Consider the following 18389-nt stretch of genomic DNA (forward strand, 5'->3'; position numbering starts at 1 on the left):
AGCTTCGAATGACATGTGGCTGGCTGAAACCAATTTTGAACTTATATTGTGCCCAGTTTTTATGTGCATAAATTGATGTTGGCGCTTTAGTAAATAATCGAATCCTCGTTTGGGAGCAATATAATGAAAACAGAAGAAATACTAAATCGTAAGCAATCTGGTTTCACGTTGATCGAATTAATGATTGTGGTCGCGATTATAGGTATACTTGCTGCGGTAGCGATTCCGTCATATCAAAATCATATAGCGAAGGCGAAATTTGCAGCTGCTTTGGCAGAAGTCTCGTTTGGTAAGACTGGTTTCGATGTGGCTTTGGGCGATAATTATATCCCTGTCACTGGCCCAACCACGAATGCAAACTGGTTTGTGGGCGTACAGCCATCGAATGCTAATACGCTCATAGAAATTACGAATACAACGGTTGCCGGGGTTATGAAGGCGACTATTGTAGGTGGGCCAGATGTCGTGAACGGTAAATTTATCACCTTAAGCCGTAAGGCATCGACCGGTAAATGGTCGTGTAGTTCAACAGTTTTGCAAAAATATGTGGGCAGAGTTGAAGTTTGTGCGGGTAGCTAATTTAGTGCACTTACTACATAAAAGTCGGAATTTACTCTGATTGCATGATCAAACATCAAAAATAGCTAAAAGTTGTCATCGTATTGGCCGCGACTTGCATTGGTCAGCCAAGCGCATCATTTTTCACTCAATCTGGCTTGCCTGTAGCTGTTAATTTACGCCATTCTGCTTTCAACTCTGACGATACCTGAAAGCTCATATTGTGTTGCTCCTTAGGGTCTTTACTGAGATCGTAGACGAATTCTTCGTCGGTATGAATATTTCTCCAGTATTTCCACATAACTTTATCGTCTCTGTGATCATATAGGCCTTTAAATGGCGCCATTTCGAAATAGCTAAAAGCAGTTTTTACATGTTCTTGAACCGGTGAACCTACCCACGATTCTGGTCTGTTAATGTTAAATTCACTGAGTATGGTTGGTGCCAGATCTACCAGCGACATGAAGCCATCAAGCTGTTTCGGTAGCGTGGATCGGTAACCGTAATGCAGCATTAACAGAGGGATATGTAGTGCTTCCTCAATCACACTATTGGTATGCATAAAAATGTTGTGCTCACCGAGCGCTTCGCCATGATCTGCAGTAATGACTACCAGGCTGTTTTCCAGATATTTTTTTTCTTTTAACGTGTCCAATAACTGTTTGATGACGGCATCCGCTTGTAGCACACCGTTATCGTAGAAGTTGGTATATTGCTGTTCGGGCTTGCCATTGGATAATAAAAGGTAGTTTTTTGCCGGGGTATAACGTAAAAACTGTGGATCTTTTTTTCCGACTATATGGGCGGATAAAAGATGGTAGTGGATCATGGTCGGCACGCCGTCCCATAACGGTAATGCTTTGGTTTTATTGGTTGTTATTGCATCATCGTTAAAGTAGTAGCCTTTCGCCATCGATCCATCGTAATAATGGTCGACATTGCCATAGACTTCACGAATATTATTAAAATTTATATGATCGCCGCTGATAATCATATAGGTCTGATAGCCATTGAGCTTTAATACATCTTGTAGAGTAAATAGATGGTCGGGCAATTGGTGTACGTAACGTGATGCCATATAGCTCGCATGGGCGCAGGTGGTTTCTCCGCAGGTAGAGCGTAAGTTTGTGAATTTGCTCGTTGCCTGAGTTTCCGTTAATAGTCTGAGGTTTGGCGTCGTGTCGCGGGGGTAGCCGTAAACACTCATATGATCCGGTCTTAACGCATCAACAATAATGACGATGAGATTTCTTTTTTTTGCCAGTACACTGGGCTTGTAATTTTTGCGTGCGTTCTCTTCAAGGATATTGAGCTTCTCTTCAGCGGCGCTACCTTGCCTGGCATCGTGGCCTTCTAGCGGTTTTGATTTGCCTGAAAACAGAGTTAGCGTGATTGGCTCCTTGCTCAATTTGTCGCCCGTAATTAGGTAATCATAAAATCGATAGGTGAAAAATAATACCAAACTCAGTAACAATAGAGCGATAAGCCAGCTCCGTTTGGAATGTGTGCGTGGCGGTATCCAATGGAATTTTTTTAGAAAGATATAACAAGCACCAAATAGAATTGCGTAGAAAATAATCGCAAGGCTTGTTGCTAAATAGATTGAGATATTTAATGCTTCCAAAAAATACTCAGCTTGCTCAGTATATGAAATGATGAACTCTTCTGTAATAACACGGCCCCATGAATGTAAACCAATCAATACAACCAGGTAATAGATGACGATAATGAAAATAAAACTGCTGTAAAGCAGCGAGTACATAAGAAGAGCGTACTTTTTATCGTGAGCATAGTGATTGATTAGTAGTTTAAGGCTGAAGATGGCAAAAACGACTAGCGTAACAACGCTTAAGTGTTCGTAGATGACTATTGTTGGATTAAAGTATTTAAGTACATAGGTCAATATAAATAGAATCGGCAACGCGAACAATAGCGCCAGATTGTAGGAAAAATGTAATAAATGTTTCTTCAATTTGATGAGTCTCAGTAATTCAGGGAGGCTGGAATTTTTACTTGAAGTAGGATGCACGGGCTACTAATTCTGAATTGAACATGAAACATCGAACTACATTCAGCGTGAACCAAATTTTACCGCAATTGGGACGCTGGGCTTCCGTAGAAATTGTTTCAATATGTTTATCTCATGCAAGAATTAGCTGTCAAAATAGCGACTAGCCGATTTTTGTATCATTTTCCCTTTATAGAATTTCGTTTTGAGCAATGTACTCTGAAAAACAAACTCATTTTTCCCTGCTGATTTTTGGAATGCTGCTGTTGGCGGCTTACCTTCATCCTTTTCACATTCATCCTTTTCGCACTTTCTATCACGATAGCCTGGTCTTGCTTGGTGTTTTGTTTTCGTTTGGGATGTTTGCATTGCATGCAGCACCGCGCTTGCGCTTGCCTTTGATGCTCTTGCTTCCATTGGGTTTGATTTTATTTTTGTTGTTGCAATGGGGTGTAGGTTTGGTGTCTTTCGAGGCCGTCGCGATACCAGTCATGTATTTTTTAATGTTTGCGGCGGCGCTGGTTCTGGGCGCGACTTGGGCGCAGTCGGGTAAAGGCGCGCGAGATTTATGTCTGATGTTGGCTTTGGCGCATTTATTGGCGGCGTTGTTGTCGGTGGTGATGCAGGGTGTGCAAATCTCTGGAATCGATGCCTCGCCATGGATTATGTATATGGCTCGAGCTAGCCAGATGCGGCCCTATGCAAATGTTGCGCAACCAAATCAGTTGGCGTTGCTGTTATGTCTGGGTTTGGCGTCAGTTTGGTACCTGTTTCAAACTTTCAGGTTAGGGCGCTGGGAGGCTTGCTTGCTCAGTCTGACTTTGTTATGGGGGATGGCACTGACGCAATCGCGCATAGGCTGGATCATTATGCCTTTGTTTGTGATGTATTGCTTTATTCAGCGGCATGGTGCGCGCATTATCGATAAGCGCTGTTTGCTGCTACTACTCGCGCTTTACGCCGCGATGGTGATGGGGCTGCCGGCGTTTTCCCAGCTGATGGGTTTTTCTAGCGGTTCGGTAGCCGATCATCTGGGGGGGCGGTCTGAGCGCTCGGTTCTATTAAAGCAGGCATTTTCTATGGCGCATCAACACCCTTGGTTTGGAGTCGGTTGGTTCGGCTTTGGTGCCGAACAGGTCGGGATCGCGGCCGATTTTTCTTCTACTACCTATGCTGAGCATGCGCATAATTTGTTATTGAATTTTGCCGCTGAATTAGGTTGGCCTGCGACTGTCGTGTTTATTGGTTCACTGGTTTGGTGGTTTTGGCAGACTTGTGGATACCGCTCTGAACGTAAAGACATCTCTGTGGGTTTCGCTGCGCTTTGTTTGATCGCGGTTGCTGTGCATAGCATGGTCGAGTTCCCGCTCTGGTACGCCTATGTCTTAATGCCAGTCGGATTGTTGATGGGTATGCTGCATCAATTGCGTTGGTCCGGGGCAGGGCGTGACGTACCTAGAGCTGCGATACTTGCGACGAGCCTGGCTGTTGCATTGATCCTAGTTTTGCTCACTGCGGATTATCAAAGGGTAGTAAATGGTTTTAATATTCTGCGCACTGGCAAGACCTATACTGAGACCGATACGCAGGCATTGACGCGACCGCAGTTCACCTTGTTCGGCGAGTACTTCTGCTACTTTGATGTGATGCGTATGACGCCGCATGAAGGCATGAGTGCGGCCGAGATCGACGCTGTCGAGCAGATGAGTCGTCGCTTTGGCTTTGTGCACATCCTCAATAAACTGGCTGAAGTGTATGTCTTAAACGGCCAGGCTAAGAAAGCCGAGCGCATGATGTTGACGCTTCAGCGCTTGCATCCTTACTCTTATCCGGAATATTTTGATTACTGGAAATCGCAAGCAGAGGCTGATCAGCGTTATGCAGCAGTGTTTGTTTCTATGCCTAAGCGAGATGCTGAATAATTTCAGGAAAGCAATTAATTGATGGGCATTGCCACTGCGTATATTTCATGCGGGGTTTACAAGCTACGCCAAGACGCAGTATCCATGCGCCTTTCGAGGCAGGCACGGCCAGAGGCGCATGGAATATGCGCCTCTGGCGTAGGAATAAAAAATGTGAGCTAAGCGCTTTCTTTGCTGGCTGGCGGACGACGCCGTTCAGGGTGGCTAGGCTGGCGAGTCTCAATAATCAGAGCCTGGCCATCGCTCAAAGAAATCGCCAGTTTCTCCACTCCCCGGTGCATGATTTGATATAGCACGCTGGCACCGATTGCTTGTGAGTGCAGTACCGTGGCATCGTTCAATACAGTGGATAGTTCTTTGAGTGAGCGTAGTTGCCAATCGAGTTTATTCATGACGTTCGCCTGCTTGCGATGCTTGTACGCGATGGGCGAAGCTATTGGCATCCATAGGCCTGCCAAAATAATAGCCCTGAACCTGATGACACTGCATTCCTAGCAATAACTCAACTTGCTCTTTTTTCTCCACGCCTTCGGCCACCACTTGTAGACCCAGGCTGAGTGCCATTGCCACGATGGCACTGGCGATGGCGGCATCATCGGGGTTTTCATGGATGTCGTTGATGAAAGATTTGTCTATCTTCAATTCATCGATAGGGAATTTTCTTAAATACGACAGGCTGGAGTAGCCAGTACCAAAGTCGTCTAGCGAGAGTGCCACGCCCAGGTTTTTTAGTGCGCGCAGGGTTACCAAGGTACTCTCGACATCTTGCATCACCATACTTTCGGTAAGTTCCAGGATAAAATGTGCCGGGAGCGCACCAGTGGCAGAGAAAATGGCAGCAACTCTTTCCGATAGATCTTCCTGGCGGAACTGGCGGGATGACATATTGATGGCGAGTTTGAGTGCCGGCAGCCCCAATTTTTGCCATGCTATTTGTTGGCGACAGGCTTCTGCCAGTACCCATTCGCCCAGTGGCAGAATTAAGCCGGTTTCCTCTGCTAAGGGAATGAATTCTATAGGGTGAATCATGCCTATCTGCGGATGCTGCCAGCGTACCAGAGCTTCAGCGCCAATAATTTTATTCGAACGTAAGTCAATTTTGGCTTGGTAGTGCAGGATGAATTCGCCTCTGTCTAAACCGCGTCTGAGTGCGCCTTCCATATTCAGGCGGCTAATGGCGGTCACTCCCATCTCCGGAATAAACTGACGCACGCTATTGCGGCCGTGCTCCTTGACTCTATACATCGCAATATCGGCGTAGCGCAATAGGGTCTCACCGTTTTCACCGTCTTTCGGGTAGAGCGAGAGCCCGATGCTGGCAGTGACGAACATATTGTGCGCCTCGACCTGAAACGGTTGCGAGAGCGTCGCTAATACTTTTTCCGCGATCAGATTGGCTTCTTCCGCATTGGCCAGATCGGTGAGGACAATGACGAATTCATCACCGCCCAGACGTGCCACGGTATCGGTATCCCGCACGCATAAGCTCAAGCGACGCGCCACCTCTTTGAGGACAATATCGCCGGTGCCATGTCCGGAACCATCGTTGATCAGTTTAAAGTGATCCAAATCCAGTAATAGCAGTGCTACCGTCCTATCCTGGCGTTTGGCCCAGGCGATCGCCTGGGTAATTCTGTCATTGAGTAAATTACGATTGGCTAAACCGGTAAGGCTATCGTGGGTGGCCTGGAACTCTAGTTCTTTTTGATAATTGACGCGTTCGCTCACATCATTGATCACGCTGACAAAATGGGTCGTGCTAGCGCCATCCGCATCCTTGACTGGCGATATGTGCAACTCATTCCAAAATTGGCTGCCGTCTTTGCGGTAATTGCGTAGCAGTGCCTGGCCTTCGCGGCGCTCACGCAAGGCCGAGCGTATCTCGTTCAGACCAGCTTGCTCTAAATCATCGCGCACCAGGAAGCGACCTTCACGGCCTATCACTTCTTCTGCGCTATAGCCGGTGATGCGGGTGAAGGCCGGGTTGACGTAGACGATGGAATGATCGGTGTCGTCACTACGCGTGATCATGATGCCATTGCTACTCGAGACCAGGGCTTGCTCACGCAATAGTAAGGCTTGTTCGACCTCTTTGAACTGATGTTTGCTATTGCTGATGTCTTGTTTGACCGCGACCAGATGACTAATCTTGCCAGCTGCGTCGCATAGAGGCGAGACGATTTGTTTTTCCCAACACAGGCTATCGTCCTTGCGCCGACTGAGGATTTCACCCTCCCAATGTTGGCCTGGCTTGAGTGCCAGAAATTGGGCTTGACGCGCCTCATCGAGCCCATCGCCCACGCTCCAGAGTAGTGCGATGTTGCGGGCATCCTCCAAAGTGTAACCAGACATGCTGGTAAAACTCGCGTTGCAATATTCGAGTTCGCCTTGAATATTAGTAATCACGATGGCAAACGGGCTTTGTGCCAGCGCGAACACCAGGATTTCCACATCATCTTGCAGATCGCAGTGCGTACTGTTCGCTATGCTCGCAGTCGAGAAGGCGAGTATCGCACTGCTGAGTTCTTTGGCTAATCGATGCAGTAAATGGTAGGCATCCGTCTCTGGACTAAGCGCAAAATCTGCCTGTATGCGCATCACGCCGGAGATATTTTGTAGCGGAATTTCTAGATGATTAAACTCAGCGCTGGCGGTGTGCTTATTCTCTGCATCAACACGAAACAAGCGCTGCTGGCCGTCTTGCTGCAGATCGATTTCTGCACTGAGATAGCCCGCCTTGCTGACCAGGATCTGGCAGAATTGTTCTAACATGGCGGGCAGAGTCGGGGAGTACCATAAACAATGCGATAAATTTCCTAGCATCAGGAACCATGCATCGAGCCGGCTCGATTCTTGCGTGATGGAGATGGACTCTGTCGCCATTATTCTATCCTGCTGTTAAGTGTGAAGGGATCTCTGTGCTTGCCTTTGGACTGGATCTCAGCTCTAAGCGCGAAAGCTGCTAGAGATTCTAAACGCGCGTATGCAGTTTGGTATGAATTATTTGTCAAATTAGCTAAATAATTCAAGCGAATGTGGCATCTTGCAAAATTCTACCTGTTCGCAGTCGAGCAATACTGTGGCGTCGCTGCAAGCGATGTATTAATGGCTTACATTGCGCCATCAATTAAACTCACCCAGTCGCCAGACTTGCCACCATGTTTTTCCATGACGCGGATGTCGCTCATGACCATGCCACGGTCAACTGCTTTGCACATATCATAGATGGTCAATAGTCCAACTTGGACTGCGGTTAAGGCTTCCATTTCTACCCCGGTTTTACCGACCGTCTCCACTTGAGCGCGGCAAGCAATTCTGGCGTTGTCGGCGTCGATACTAAAGTCGACGGTGACGCGGCTTAGTGCCAGTGGATGACATAGCGGAATCAGGTCGCTGGTGCGTTTGGCGGCCATAATCGCGGCGATACGCGCTATGCCCAGCACATCGCCTTTTTTTGCTGTCCCTTGGGTGATAATCGCCAAGGTTTCAGGCTTCATACGTATATTGCCACTGGCAATGGCGATGCGGTGGCTGTCCTTTTTTTCCGAGACATCGACCATGTGGGCCTGACCAGTGCTGTCGAAATGCGTCAGACCGCTGTCGTTAGGAGTAGTTTTTGGTTTGCTTGTCATGCTAGTCGGGTATAAGTGAATATGAATAGGTGAAAAATCGGTGAAGAGTCAGCGCAGAATCAGCGAAGAAAAAGCATGCAATATGGAACAAATCGCGTTTGTGGGTATCATAGCACTGTGAAATCAAATCTCTCCTTACTCCAGATCAAATTCTTGCCACTGTTGATCGTGGCTATGCTGGCTGCGCCGCTCGCCTTGCTGCCAGTCGCGCTCAGTCATGCGCAAGATCTGCCGACTTTAGGGGATACCGCACGTGAAGATTTATCGCCGTTTATGGAGCGCAAAGTCGGCGAGCAAATCATGCTCAGCGTCAGACGCGATCCAGACTTTATCGATGATGGCCCGACCTCTGAGTATCTGAATCGACTAGGCAACACCATGTTGGAAAAGCGTCCGGATGCGCGCGGTGAAGGGGTTGGTGATTTTGAATTTTTTGCGGTGCGCGATCCGGTTTTGAATGCCTTTGCTTTTCCTGGCGGCTTCATCGGTTTTCATTCCGGCTTGATACTCTCGGCACAAACCGAATCGGAGCTGGCCTCGGTAATGGGGCATGAGATTGGTCACGTCTCACAAAGGCATATCGCACGCATGATAGGTAGCCAAAAACTCGATGTATTGATTCCACTGGCTAGTCTCTTAATTGGCGCTTTGGCGGCGCGCTCCAGTCCGGATGCGGCGATGGCCGTGATCATGGGCGGGCAGGGCGTGGCATTGCAGCGACAAATTAATTTTACCCGCGAAGCCGAGCGTGAGGCCGATAGGGTGGGGTTTCAGATTTTACGCGATGCCGGTTTTGATACTTCAGGTATGGTGAGTTTTTTTGGTCGCTTGCAGGGCGCTGGACGTAATTACACCGATACCGCACCGGATTATTTACGCAGCCATCCTTTGACCAGTGAACGTATGGCCGATATTCAGGGACGCTTGCATGATCAGCGCTACAAGCAACATGTCGATGGTCTGGATTTTTATTTGATACGCTCCCGGGTGAGGGTATTGCAAGATAGTAGTACTCAAGGCTTGATGGATGCCAAAGATTTTTTTGAGGCGCAGGCAAAAAACGATCAATTGGAAAGTGTGGTCAGCGCCAGGTACGGTTTGGCCTTTGTCGCCTATAAGCGGCATGAGTATGTCAAAGCACAAGCATTGCTGGAGCAGGTGGTGGCGCAAGTGGAGCGATCGGCGTCGCATAAATCGATGTTAAAACAAACCAGCGCCTTTGCCAGTCTGGCGATAGACATTGCGGTTGCGAATAAAAATTATGCTTCTGCGCTACAGCAATCCTTAAGCGCGATGCAGCAATTGCCTTTGTCGCGTGGCTTGGTGTATCAACATGCAGAAATTTTGCTCGCGGCCAATCGGGCAGACGATGCCGCTCTGTTTTTGCGCGATCAGCTGAGTTTATATAGACATGAGGTTGCCTTGCAAAATCTGCTGGCGAAATCGTATGAAGCACTCGGCAAGCACGCTTTGCAACACATTGCCCTGGCCGAAGCGTATGCGATAGAAGGGGCGCTACCGGCAGCCTTGCAGCAGCTAGTGATCGCCAGGCGCGATCCAAATCTGCAATACTTTGATCTGTCAGTGATCGATGCCCGTGAGCGCGAATGGAAAGAAAAGCACAGAGAAGAAAGCCTGGAAGACAAAAAAAGGAAATAGTCGTGTCTGTGCCTAGACCCTGAATTTTCTAACAGAGCGTCAGGCTATTCTGGTTTTGCTTTGGGGTGCTGGGTATAGCCAGCATTGTGCATGAGTTGTTTTAGTTCGGCGCGTATTAGCGGGTGTTTGACGGCTGTGTAGGGCGGCAAATCGCCGGCTAATTGTATGCTGGCGCTGCATTGTTTCAGGCTCGCTGTATCCTTCTGTCCATCTTCTAGCCAGGCCAACAGGGCTTCATCGCTTGCCGGTTTTTCGTCTAGTTGAACCTGTTGTAAGCAGTTGGCCAGATCTCGGTCGTCTAGTTGCGCCAAAATTTCACCGGCAAGCATAAATAGTTGGCCGCTACTGCTCATGAAGACAGCGTCTATAGGTGGCATTGCCATGGCCGTGTGCAAGATCAGGCCGGTGGGCGAGGTGTTGACGATATACGGTGCACTTTCCAGGTCGACATAAACCCGCTGCGGGCCATTTTGAAAATACCAGCAGCCATCTTGGTCATGTTGATAGTTACGGTTAATAAAACCCAGCAGCGTAGGGTTGCGGATTTTGTCACCGGCTAGCTGTAAGGCCTGCGCGCTCTCATCGCGCATGCGCCAATTGCCGCGCGCATCTAAACCTAGCCAGCCATAGCAATGCGGAACATTCGGCCATTTGTTGATTGCCGCCAGTACGATCTCATCCATCTTTATTTGCCTTCGAAAAAATGCACTATACGATGTGGTAGCCAGTCTAGTTTTCCAGGCAGGCCGCCAACCGCAAAGCCGACATGACCGCCAAATTGCGGGTACTCCAGACGCACCTGGGACGAGGCTTTGCTCGGTAAGTGTCGAGCGGGTAAAAAAGGGTCATTTTGGGCATTCAGCACCAAAGTCGGAATCCGTATGTCTTCCAATATGTGTTTGGCACTGGCTCTGTCCCAGTAATCATTGGTGTCGCGGTAGCCATGCAAGGGTGCCGTAACGACATTGTCGAAGTCATATAAATTTTTAGCCTGCAGCATCGCGTCTTTATCAAATAGCCCTGGAAATTGATCGAGCTTTTTCAGGCATTTGGGTTTCAATGTCTGTAAGAACATGCGGGTATAGATCAGATTGAAGCCGCTAGAGAGTGAGGCGCCACCCGCTGCCAGGTCGAGCGGTGCCGAGATCGCACAGGCAGCATCGACGATGGCCGCTTGTTGTTGTGATTCGCCCAGCCAGCGTAATAGGGCATTTCCGCCCAGCGAAACGCCACAGGCAAAAAAATTCGACTTAGGGTGCTTGATGGCATATTCAGACTGTAGTCTTTGTAATACCCAGCCGATTTCTTGTGAGTCGCCTGAGTGATAAAAGCGCGGTGCACGATTGAGTTCGCCCGAACAGCCGCGAAAATGTACGACGACGCCAGACCAATTTTTGCTCTGCAAGAGTGCCATCAGGGCGCGTGCATAATGGCTGTCACTCGAACCTTCTAGCCCATGAAACAACACCACACAGGGCAGCTCAGGTGCGCCGTCAATGAAGTCGAGATCGATGAAATCATCATCTGGACTAGTCCAGCGTTCACGTCGAAACGGTACCGAGGGCTTGCGTATGCAAAGTGCAGGATAAATGGTTTGCAGGTGGCCGCTGGGTAGCCAGGCTGGTGCGGGGTAATTCATGGCTTCCTAAATTTAATGCAGGACGCTGGCTCTGAATAAGTCTAGCGGTGCCTTGCCCGATGAGATCGAGGCGTGGTGAGTGGCGATGCGCCAGCCTTGCGGTGTTTTGATATACACATTGGTTGCGACAATATGCAGCTCTTGCTCTACCCCTTGCTTGGGCGGTATTTCTTCGATCACGCTGTGTACCGCGGTAAACATATTGTGCATAGCGTGCAACTGTATCGCATGAATTTGCAGACTGCCGCGCTCAAAGATCGCCTCCCAAGAGGCGCGGATCGCGGCATGCCCTATCAGGCGCGGAGCACCCGGGTGGATGCAGACGATTTCTTCGTCTTCTGCCCATAATTCCATGAAGGCCTCCAGATCGGCGCGGCTGATCGCGTCGTAAAACGCGGCTTCTAGCTCATCTGCACTGCCGTTAAACTGTTTTTTGGCTGCCATGGGATTTCCCTGGGGATTGCGAATGTGGGCATACTAGGGTGGAGTATCGTCATGATTTGCAAAGAACCGCGCTATCTATATGCGCAATTGGCTGCTGACTAACTATACTCCCTATTTATCTCAATGCGCGCGTATCAGTGGGCCGACAGTACGGTGCCCGGTGCCAACTTGTACTGAGTGCCACAATAGGGGCAAGTCGCCGCGCCGCCGTGGGATAGATCAAGGTAGACGCGTGGATGCGAAGACCACAAAGGCATAGACGGGTTCGGGCAATGAGCAGGCAAGTCTTGCGCTTGCAGTTCGATGGCGGCGTTCGAGTGGGGGGTGCTGGCTGACATACTATTCTCCGGAAAATGAATACGTGGGTATTTTGATCAATGATGCGATTTTAACGGATTCCACCGATGGTGCGTGACAGTCTGGCGCATGAATCCTTGAAAAGCCTTAGAAAGCCTGTTCCATTTGCCATTTAGCTCGGGGTTTGCGCTAGTCGGAGCGGCCAGTTATCAGCAGGAACAGCGCTTCCTCGTTACAATGAGCGTCTTTTCTAGCAAACAAAGCCTCATGACGACTGAAATTGATAAGGCCGCCTTCCAGGAGGGCTATAAAATCGGTATGCCTACCTGGTTTGGGGTGGCTGCCTGGGGTTTGGTGGTGGGCGTTGCCATGATCAAGGCCGGTCTAAGTATGCCGCAAGCACTAGGGATGACCTTGATCGTGTTTGCCGGATCGGCCCAATTGGCCTCCTTGCCTTTGATTGCCGCCCATGCGCCTCTGTGGCTGATCTTCACGACGGCCTTGGTAGTTAATCTCAGATTCGTGATCTTTTCTGCCATTCTGGCACCGCATTTTTCATACCTGCCATGGCGTACCAAAGCGGTGATGGGATACTTAACTGGCGATATTTCGGTTGCCTTGTTTATGCAAAAATATCCTGAGTTTGTACAAACGCATGGCAAGTTGGCGTATCTAAAAGGCCTGGTGTATCCAAATTGGTGCTCCTGGCAGATAGGCTCGATCATTGGCATTTTGTTAGGTAGCCAGATTCCGGCTAGCTGGGGGCTGGGCTTTGCCGGAACCCTGGCAATTTTATGTGTGATGCTGCCAGCGATAGTGAGTAGGGCTGCGGTAGTTGGGGTTTTGGTGGCCGGAGCTGTTGCCGTGCTGGCGGCAAACATGCCGTACAAACTGGGCTTGTTAGTCGCAGTCGTAATGGGAATGGCCGCGGCCATGTTGCTGGAAGAGTGGCTGGAGAAAAAACAGCCTACCCCAGCAGATACCAACGCCGCTGTACTAGATGATGAAAAAAATGATGGCCGAGGAGCAGGTCATGACTAATACCGAGATCTGGCTGGTTATCGCTTTATTGGCGCTTGCAACTTTTATTGCACGCAGCTCATTTTGGCTAATCGGTCACCACATCAGCTTGCCCAAACGGGTGCAAGAGGCGTTGCGCTATGCGCCCTCGTGCGCCTTGGCAGCGATTATTTTCCCCGATCTCTTATTGACTAATGGCGCTATCCTGGTGAGCCTGGATAACCCCAAACTCATGGCCGGTATTGCTGCGGCGGCATTTTTTCTAGTGAAGCGAAATATGTTGTTCACTATCTATTTTGGCATGGCGGTGTACACCTATGTGCGTCTGGGATTATAGTTTTTACACGATTTTTTGACTATCCTGTCGAAAACCATAGGGTTGCTTCTAGGTGTTTGGTAAAATACTGCTCTTGTCGTCCGACCTCAACCTTCATCATCGACCATATCCATGCTATTTAATCGACTCAGTGATCTCATCGCCGCCCATCAGCTTCAAGGAAAACGCGTATTTATCCGCGCAGATCTGAACGTACCGCAAGACGATAGCGGCAAAATCACCGAAGATACGCGCATACGCGCATCGGTTCCGGCGATCCAGCAAGCCCTGGCTGCTGGCGCTGCTGTGATGGTGACGTCGCATTTGGGGCGTCCTACCGAAGGTGAATTCAAACCCGAAGATAGTCTGGCACCGGTTGCTCAACGCCTGTCCGAGCTGTTAGGCATGACTGTCGAATTGAAACAGAATTGGTTAGATGGTGTAGATGTTGCTCCAGGTCAAGTTGTCTTGCTAGAAAACTGCCGCCTGAACAAGGGCGAGAAAAAGAATGATGACGCGCTGGCGCAAAAAATGGCAGCCTTGTGTGATATCTATGTCAATGATGCGTTCGGCACAGCACACAGAGCCGAAGCAAGCACTCACGGTATCGCCAAATATGCGGCAGTCGCTTGCGCAGGACCGCTGTTGTCGGCCGAGTTAGATGCATTAGGTAAGGCGCTCGGTGCGCCGGCACGTCCTTTGGTCGCGATCGTGGCGGGTTCCAAAGTGTCGAGCAAGCTGACCATCCTGAAATCGCTGGCTGACAAGGTCGACAATCTGATCGTTGGCGGCGGTATCGCGAATACGTTTATGTTGGCCGCAGGTCTGAAAATTGGCAAATCTTTGGCAGAAACTAATCTGGTCGATGAAGCCAAGGCCATCATCGATATGATGGCGAAGCGCGGTGCATCGGTACCGATTCCAAGCGACGTGGTGTGCGCGAAAGAATTCTCGCCTACGGCGATTGCGACTGTTAAAGCAGTTAGTGAGGTCGAAGACGACGATATGATCCTTGATATCGGTCCCGTCACTGCGGCTAAATTTGCCGAGCAAATTGCGCAAGCTGGCACGATAGTTTGGAATGGTCCGGTCGGCGTGTTTGAGTTCGATCAATTCGGTAATGGTACTAAAACTCTGGCGATGGCAATTGCCGCCTCGAAAGGCTTCTCGATTGCCGGCGGCGGCGACACGCTAGCCGCGATCGCCAAGTATGGAATCACCGAACAAGTTGGTTATATCTCTACTGGTGGCGGGGCTTTCCTGGAATTTTTGGAAGGCAAGACTTTGCCGGCGGTTGAAATCTTGTTACAGCGCGAAAGTAAATAATTCCTTGACCAATAAGTAAATATTAAACTTAGTCAAGATTACCCTCAGGAGACCAGATGTCACGCGGAACCAAAATTGTAGCAACCATAGGCCCAGCATCCAACGATTTAGACACGCTCAAACGCATGTTGGAGGCGGGCGTGAATGTGGTGCGCTTGAACTTTTCGCATGGCAAGGCACAAGATCATATAGACAGAGCGACTATGGTCAGACAAGCCGCAGCTGAATGTGGCCGCGAAATCGCCATCATGGCCGATTTGCAAGGTCCTAAAATTCGCATCGGTAAGTTCGAAAACAACCGTATCGATGTCGCCAACGGCGATAAATTTATCCTTGATGCCGATTGTAAGCTGGGCAATCAGGAGCGGGTCGGGCTAGATTACAAAGCCTTGCCACGCGATGTTAAACCGCATGATGTATTGTTGCTTAACGATGGCTTAATCGTGATGGTGGTCGATAAAATTGTTGGCAACGAAATCCACACGACGGTACGTATCGGTGGTGAACTGTCGAATAATAAAGGGATCAATCGTCAGGGCGGCGGTCTTACTGCACCCGCTTTGACGGCCAAAGATATGGAAGACATCAAGACGGCGATGTCGTTTCAAGCCGATTACATCGCGGTGTCCTTTCCAAAAAATGCGACCGACATGGAAATGGCGCGTCAGTTGTCGAATATTGCAGGCGAGCCTTACGGCCACAAGCCTATGATGATCGCCAAGATCGAACGCGCTGAAGCGATTCCTTTGTTGCAAGAAATTCTTGATGCCTCCGATGGCATCATGGTGGCGCGTGGAGATCTGGCGGTAGAAGTCGGCAATGCTGCGGTTCCGGCCTTGCAAAAGCGCATGATTAAGATGGCGCGCGCTTCGAATAAATTGGCGATAACCGCCACACAGATGATGGAGTCGATGATCGTCAATGCGGTGCCTACCCGCGCTGAAGTCTCTGACGTTGCCAATGCCGTCTTAGATGGTACCGATGCTGTAATGACTTCGGCGGAAACCGCTTCCGGTAAGTATCCAATAGAAACCGTAGAAGCGATGGCGGCAATTTGTCTGGAAGCCGAGAAGTTCCAGGAATGCAAGCTCGACGCCGATTTTCTGAATGTCACTTTCACCCGCATCGATCAATCGATCGCCTATGGCGCCTTGTTTACGGCTTACCATTTGCGCGTCAAAGCGATCGTTGCATTAACAGAATCTGGTTCCACCGCTTTATGGATGAGCCGGCACAATATTGATATACCGCTATTTGCCTTGACGCCTAGTGTGGCGACGCAACGCAAAGCTGCTTTGTATAGAAATGTGCAAACCTTTAAAATGCCACATTCTATTGATCGCGACGCAGTACTCAAATCCGTCGAAAACCTGTTGCTGGAAAAAGGTGTAGTCAGCCGCGGCGATATGATAGTGGTGACCTGGGGTGAGCCTATGGGCCAAGTCGGCGGTACCAATGCGCTGAAAATCGTCAAGGTCGGCGATAACTGATCAATTACTGATTTTTTTATCTGGAGTAAATTATGTCACTCGTATCTATGCGTCAATTGCTGGACCATGCTGCTGAAAATGGCTATGGCATCCCAGCCTTCAATGTAAATAACCTAGAGCAGGTTACTGCGATTATGGAAGCGGCCAATGAAGTCGGCGCGCCCGTTATCATGCAAGCCTCGGCCGGTGCCCGTAAATATGCAGGTGAAGCGTTTCTGCGTCACTTGATCGAAGCTGCGGTTGAAGCTTATCCGCATATTCCTGTTGTTATGCATCAGGATCACGGTCAGTCGCCAGCGGTTTGTATGGCAGCCATCAAATCCGGTTTTACTTCGGTCATGATGGACGGTTCCCTGATGGAAGATGGCAAAAATGTTGCTAGCTACGACTACAACGTGGCGGTCTCGCGTGAAGTGGTGAAGTTCTCGCATTCTATCGGTGTGACGGTAGAAGCAGAACTCGGTGTGCTCGGTTCTTTAGAGACCATGATGGGCGACAAAGAAGACGGTCATGGCGCTGATGGTAAAATGACGCGTGAACAGTTGCTCACGGACGTGGCGCAAGCGGCCGATTTCGTTAAATTGACACAATGCGATGCATTGGCAATTGCCATCGGTACTTCCCACGGTGCTTACAAATTTTCGCGCAAGCCTACCGGCGACATCCTGGCGATAGACCGTATTAAAGAAATTCATGCACGTATTCCAAATACCCATTTGGTCATGCACGGCTCGTCTTCGGTACCGCAAGAGTTGCTGGAAGAGATACGTCAATTTGGCGGCGACATGAAAGAAACTTACGGCGTGCCGGTTGAAGAGATCATCATCGGTATTCAAAACGGTGTGCGCAAGATCAATATCGATACCGATATCCGTCTGGCGATGACTGCGGCGATCCGTCGTTACTTGTTTGAAAATCCAAGTAAATTCGATCCGCGTGATTACCTCAAGCCAGCGCGCGAAGCGGCGAAATTGGTCTGCAAAGCACGTTTCCTGTCGTTTGGCTGCGAAGGTCAGGCTGGCAAGATCAAGCCTGTCACGCTTGAAAAAATGGCTGAGCAATACAAGAATGGCGCCCTGTCTCAGGTCGTCAACTAAGTAATAAGATTTCGCAGGTAAGTTAAAACGGGGCGCAGTCTGCGCCCTGAGTACTTTTAAAAAGCAAACATGATGACTACGCAAATTAACTCCACTTTACATTCTTTGCCCTTGCTGGGACGCGGCAAAGTTCGTGACAACTACGCGGTTGGCGACGACAAACTCTTGATTGTTACTAGCGATCGTTTGTCCGCATTCGACGTGATCATGAATGAAGCGATTCCTGAAAAAGGTCGCGTGCTCAATCAGATGGCAAATTTTTGGTTTGAAAAGCTGGGTCATATTGTGCCGAATCATCTGACCGGTATTGCGCCTGAGTCTGTGGTAGCCGCCGATGAGGTAGAGCAAGTGCGTGGACGCGCCGTGGTTGCCAAGCGCCTTGAACCTATCATGGTCGAGGCGGTAGTGCGTGGCTATATCATCGGTTCCGGCTGGAAAGATTATCAGGAGAACGGTGCCATTTGTGGTATCACGCTACCGGCAGGCTTGCCGCAGGCGGCTAAATTGGCCGAGCCAATTTTTACGCCGGCAGCCAAGGCAGAAATGGGCTCACATGACGAGAACATCAGCTTCGCCGACATGGAAAGCCGCATAGGCACAGAGTTAGCGGCCACCATGCGCGAAATCAGTATTCGTTTGTATAGCGAAGCGGCAGAGTATGCTGCTACTCGTGGCATTATCATTGCCGATACCAAGTTTGAATTCGGCCTGGATGAAAATGGCGTTTTGCATTTAATGGATGAAGTATTGACGGCCGATTCTTCGCGTTTCTGGCCGGCAGATTCTTATGCAACCGGTATCTCGCCACCGTCATTTGACAAACAGTTTGTACGCGACTATCTGGAAACAATCACTAGTTGGAATAAGACCGCGCCGGCCCCGGCTTTGCCAGATGATGTAGTGCAAAAAACTGCAGCTAAATATCGTGAGGCGCTAGAGCGTCTGACTGGTGAAAAACTCAAGGACTAAGAGACTAAGGAC

General features: G+C 49.4%; 18 protein-coding genes. 9 read left to right on the forward strand and 9 right to left on the reverse strand.

The window, feature by feature from the left end:
* Positions 1-123: 123 nt before the first annotated feature.
* Positions 124-579: a pilin gene (locus ACO0K8_RS13725; protein ID WP_422947217.1), complete on the forward strand. Its 456-nt coding sequence runs from the start codon at positions 124-126 to the stop codon at positions 577-579.
* A 127-nt stretch (positions 580-706) separates the two neighbouring features.
* On the opposite strand, the gene ACO0K8_RS13730 is transcribed toward ACO0K8_RS13725, so the two are convergent.
* Positions 707-2587 (reverse strand): sulfatase-like hydrolase/transferase, encoded by a 1881-nt coding sequence (locus ACO0K8_RS13730; protein ID WP_422947218.1) that lies wholly within the window; start codon positions 2585-2587, stop codon positions 707-709.
* A gap of 123 nt (positions 2588-2710) precedes the next feature.
* Positions 2711-2935 (reverse strand): hypothetical protein, encoded by a 225-nt coding sequence (locus tag ACO0K8_RS13735; RefSeq protein ID WP_422947219.1) that lies wholly within the window; start codon positions 2933-2935, stop codon positions 2711-2713.
* Between ACO0K8_RS13735 and ACO0K8_RS13740 the strand changes: the two genes are divergently transcribed.
* On the forward strand, positions 2926-4488 hold the full coding sequence (locus tag ACO0K8_RS13740) for a Wzy polymerase domain-containing protein (RefSeq protein WP_422947220.1): 1563 nt from the start codon (positions 2926-2928) through the stop codon (positions 4486-4488). The two genes, ACO0K8_RS13735 and ACO0K8_RS13740, sit on opposite strands and share 10 nt — an antisense overlap.
* Positions 4489-4646: 158 nt before the next feature.
* On the opposite strand, the gene ACO0K8_RS13745 is transcribed toward ACO0K8_RS13740, so the two are convergent.
* The 3 genes from ACO0K8_RS13745 to moaC all read right to left on the reverse strand — a co-directional run bounded on the left by ACO0K8_RS13745 (position 4647) and on the right by moaC (position 8120).
* Positions 4647-4880, reverse strand: coding sequence for a hypothetical protein (locus ACO0K8_RS13745; protein ID WP_422947221.1), 234 nt, complete (start codon positions 4878-4880; stop codon positions 4647-4649).
* Positions 4873-7371 carry a putative bifunctional diguanylate cyclase/phosphodiesterase gene (locus ACO0K8_RS13750; RefSeq protein WP_422947222.1) on the reverse strand — a complete coding sequence of 833 codons (2499 nt, stop codon included), beginning with the start codon at positions 7369-7371 and terminating at the stop codon, positions 4873-4875. The genes ACO0K8_RS13745 and ACO0K8_RS13750 overlap by 8 nt, the downstream gene beginning before the upstream one ends.
* Before the next feature lie 227 nt (positions 7372-7598).
* The gene (gene moaC, locus ACO0K8_RS13755; protein WP_422947223.1) at positions 7599-8120 is read right to left on the reverse strand and encodes a cyclic pyranopterin monophosphate synthase MoaC; all 522 of its coding nucleotides are present in this window, start codon (positions 8118-8120) and stop codon (positions 7599-7601) included.
* Between the two features lie 117 nt (positions 8121-8237).
* Between moaC and ACO0K8_RS13760 the strand changes: the two genes are divergently transcribed.
* Positions 8238-9779, forward strand: a complete 1542-nt coding sequence (locus tag ACO0K8_RS13760) for a M48 family metalloprotease (RefSeq protein WP_422947224.1) — start codon at positions 8238-8240, stop codon at positions 9777-9779.
* Between the two features lie 44 nt (positions 9780-9823).
* On the opposite strand, the gene ACO0K8_RS13765 is transcribed toward ACO0K8_RS13760, so the two are convergent.
* The 4 genes from ACO0K8_RS13765 to ACO0K8_RS13780 all read right to left on the reverse strand — a co-directional run bounded on the left by ACO0K8_RS13765 (position 9824) and on the right by ACO0K8_RS13780 (position 12200).
* Positions 9824-10462, reverse strand: coding sequence for a DUF2946 family protein (locus tag ACO0K8_RS13765; protein ID WP_422947225.1), 639 nt, complete (start codon positions 10460-10462; stop codon positions 9824-9826).
* Positions 10463-10464: 2 nt separating this feature from the next.
* Positions 10465-11418, reverse strand: a complete 954-nt coding sequence (locus ACO0K8_RS13770) for a YheT family hydrolase (protein WP_422947226.1) — start codon at positions 11416-11418, stop codon at positions 10465-10467.
* Between the two features lie 12 nt (positions 11419-11430).
* A complete protein-coding gene (locus ACO0K8_RS13775; protein ID WP_422947227.1) occupies positions 11431-11862 on the reverse strand; it encodes a YybH family protein in 432 nt (143 codons plus the stop codon).
* A 134-nt stretch (positions 11863-11996) separates the two neighbouring features.
* Positions 11997-12200 carry a zinc-finger domain-containing protein gene (locus ACO0K8_RS13780; RefSeq protein WP_422947228.1) on the reverse strand — a complete coding sequence of 68 codons (204 nt, stop codon included), beginning with the start codon at positions 12198-12200 and terminating at the stop codon, positions 11997-11999.
* A 226-nt stretch (positions 12201-12426) separates the two neighbouring features.
* Between ACO0K8_RS13780 and ACO0K8_RS13785 the strand changes: the two genes are divergently transcribed.
* The 6 genes from ACO0K8_RS13785 (at position 12427) to ACO0K8_RS13810 (ending at position 18377) form a co-directional block, all read left to right on the forward strand.
* A complete protein-coding gene (locus ACO0K8_RS13785; protein WP_422947229.1) occupies positions 12427-13200 on the forward strand; it encodes an AzlC family ABC transporter permease in 774 nt (257 codons plus the stop codon).
* Complete coding sequence (locus tag ACO0K8_RS13790; protein ID WP_422947230.1) at positions 13193-13516, forward strand: AzlD domain-containing protein; 324 nt, start codon at positions 13193-13195, stop codon at positions 13514-13516. The genes ACO0K8_RS13785 and ACO0K8_RS13790 overlap by 8 nt, the downstream gene beginning before the upstream one ends.
* Positions 13517-13627: 111 nt before the next feature.
* A complete protein-coding gene (locus ACO0K8_RS13795; protein WP_422947231.1) occupies positions 13628-14821 on the forward strand; it encodes a phosphoglycerate kinase in 1194 nt (397 codons plus the stop codon).
* A gap of 56 nt (positions 14822-14877) precedes the next feature.
* Complete coding sequence (pyk, locus tag ACO0K8_RS13800; protein ID WP_422947232.1) at positions 14878-16311, forward strand: pyruvate kinase; 1434 nt, start codon at positions 14878-14880, stop codon at positions 16309-16311.
* A 32-nt stretch (positions 16312-16343) separates the two neighbouring features.
* Complete coding sequence (gene fba, locus ACO0K8_RS13805; RefSeq protein ID WP_422947233.1) at positions 16344-17408, forward strand: class II fructose-bisphosphate aldolase; 1065 nt, start codon at positions 16344-16346, stop codon at positions 17406-17408.
* 72 nt (positions 17409-17480) lie between these two features.
* Positions 17481-18377 (forward strand): phosphoribosylaminoimidazolesuccinocarboxamide synthase, encoded by an 897-nt coding sequence (locus ACO0K8_RS13810; RefSeq protein WP_422947234.1) that lies wholly within the window; start codon positions 17481-17483, stop codon positions 18375-18377.
* The last annotated feature ends 12 nt before the right edge of the window (positions 18378-18389 follow it).

Source organism: Undibacterium sp. Ren11W, from assembly GCF_049340485.1.
Classification (GTDB): domain Bacteria; phylum Pseudomonadota; class Gammaproteobacteria; order Burkholderiales; family Burkholderiaceae_D; genus Undibacterium.

What these genes read in the sequence shown, in the direction of transcription:
- ACO0K8_RS13725 (WP_422947217.1), top strand. Translation starts at nt 124, where the DNA reads ATGAAAACAGAAGAAATACTAAATCGTAAGCAATCTGGTTTCACGTTG.
- ACO0K8_RS13740 (WP_422947220.1), top strand. Translation starts at nt 2,926, where the DNA reads ATGTTTGCATTGCATGCAGCACCGCGCTTGCGCTTGCCTTTGATGCTC.
- ACO0K8_RS13735 (WP_422947219.1), bottom strand. Translation starts at nt 2,935, where the DNA reads ATGCAAACATCCCAAACGAAAACAAAACACCAAGCAAGACCAGGCTAT.
- ACO0K8_RS13745 (WP_422947221.1), bottom strand. Translation starts at nt 4,880, where the DNA reads ATGAATAAACTCGATTGGCAACTACGCTCACTCAAAGAACTATCCACT.
- ACO0K8_RS13750 (WP_422947222.1), bottom strand. Translation starts at nt 7,371, where the DNA reads ATGGCGACAGAGTCCATCTCCATCACGCAAGAATCGAGCCGGCTCGAT.
- moaC (WP_422947223.1), bottom strand. Translation starts at nt 8,120, where the DNA reads ATGACAAGCAAACCAAAAACTACTCCTAACGACAGCGGTCTGACGCAT.
- ACO0K8_RS13765 (WP_422947225.1), bottom strand. Translation starts at nt 10,462, where the DNA reads ATGGATGAGATCGTACTGGCGGCAATCAACAAATGGCCGAATGTTCCG.
- ACO0K8_RS13770 (WP_422947226.1), bottom strand. Translation starts at nt 11,418, where the DNA reads ATGAATTACCCCGCACCAGCCTGGCTACCCAGCGGCCACCTGCAAACC.
- ACO0K8_RS13775 (WP_422947227.1), bottom strand. Translation starts at nt 11,862, where the DNA reads ATGGCAGCCAAAAAACAGTTTAACGGCAGTGCAGATGAGCTAGAAGCC.
- ACO0K8_RS13780 (WP_422947228.1), bottom strand. Translation starts at nt 12,200, where the DNA reads ATGTCAGCCAGCACCCCCCACTCGAACGCCGCCATCGAACTGCAAGCG.
- ACO0K8_RS13785 (WP_422947229.1), top strand. Translation starts at nt 12,427, where the DNA reads ATGACGACTGAAATTGATAAGGCCGCCTTCCAGGAGGGCTATAAAATC.
- ACO0K8_RS13790 (WP_422947230.1), top strand. Translation starts at nt 13,193, where the DNA reads ATGACTAATACCGAGATCTGGCTGGTTATCGCTTTATTGGCGCTTGCA.
- ACO0K8_RS13795 (WP_422947231.1), top strand. Translation starts at nt 13,628, where the DNA reads ATGCTATTTAATCGACTCAGTGATCTCATCGCCGCCCATCAGCTTCAA.
- pyk (WP_422947232.1), top strand. Translation starts at nt 14,878, where the DNA reads ATGTCACGCGGAACCAAAATTGTAGCAACCATAGGCCCAGCATCCAAC.
- fba (WP_422947233.1), top strand. Translation starts at nt 16,344, where the DNA reads ATGTCACTCGTATCTATGCGTCAATTGCTGGACCATGCTGCTGAAAAT.
- ACO0K8_RS13810 (WP_422947234.1), top strand. Translation starts at nt 17,481, where the DNA reads ATGACTACGCAAATTAACTCCACTTTACATTCTTTGCCCTTGCTGGGA.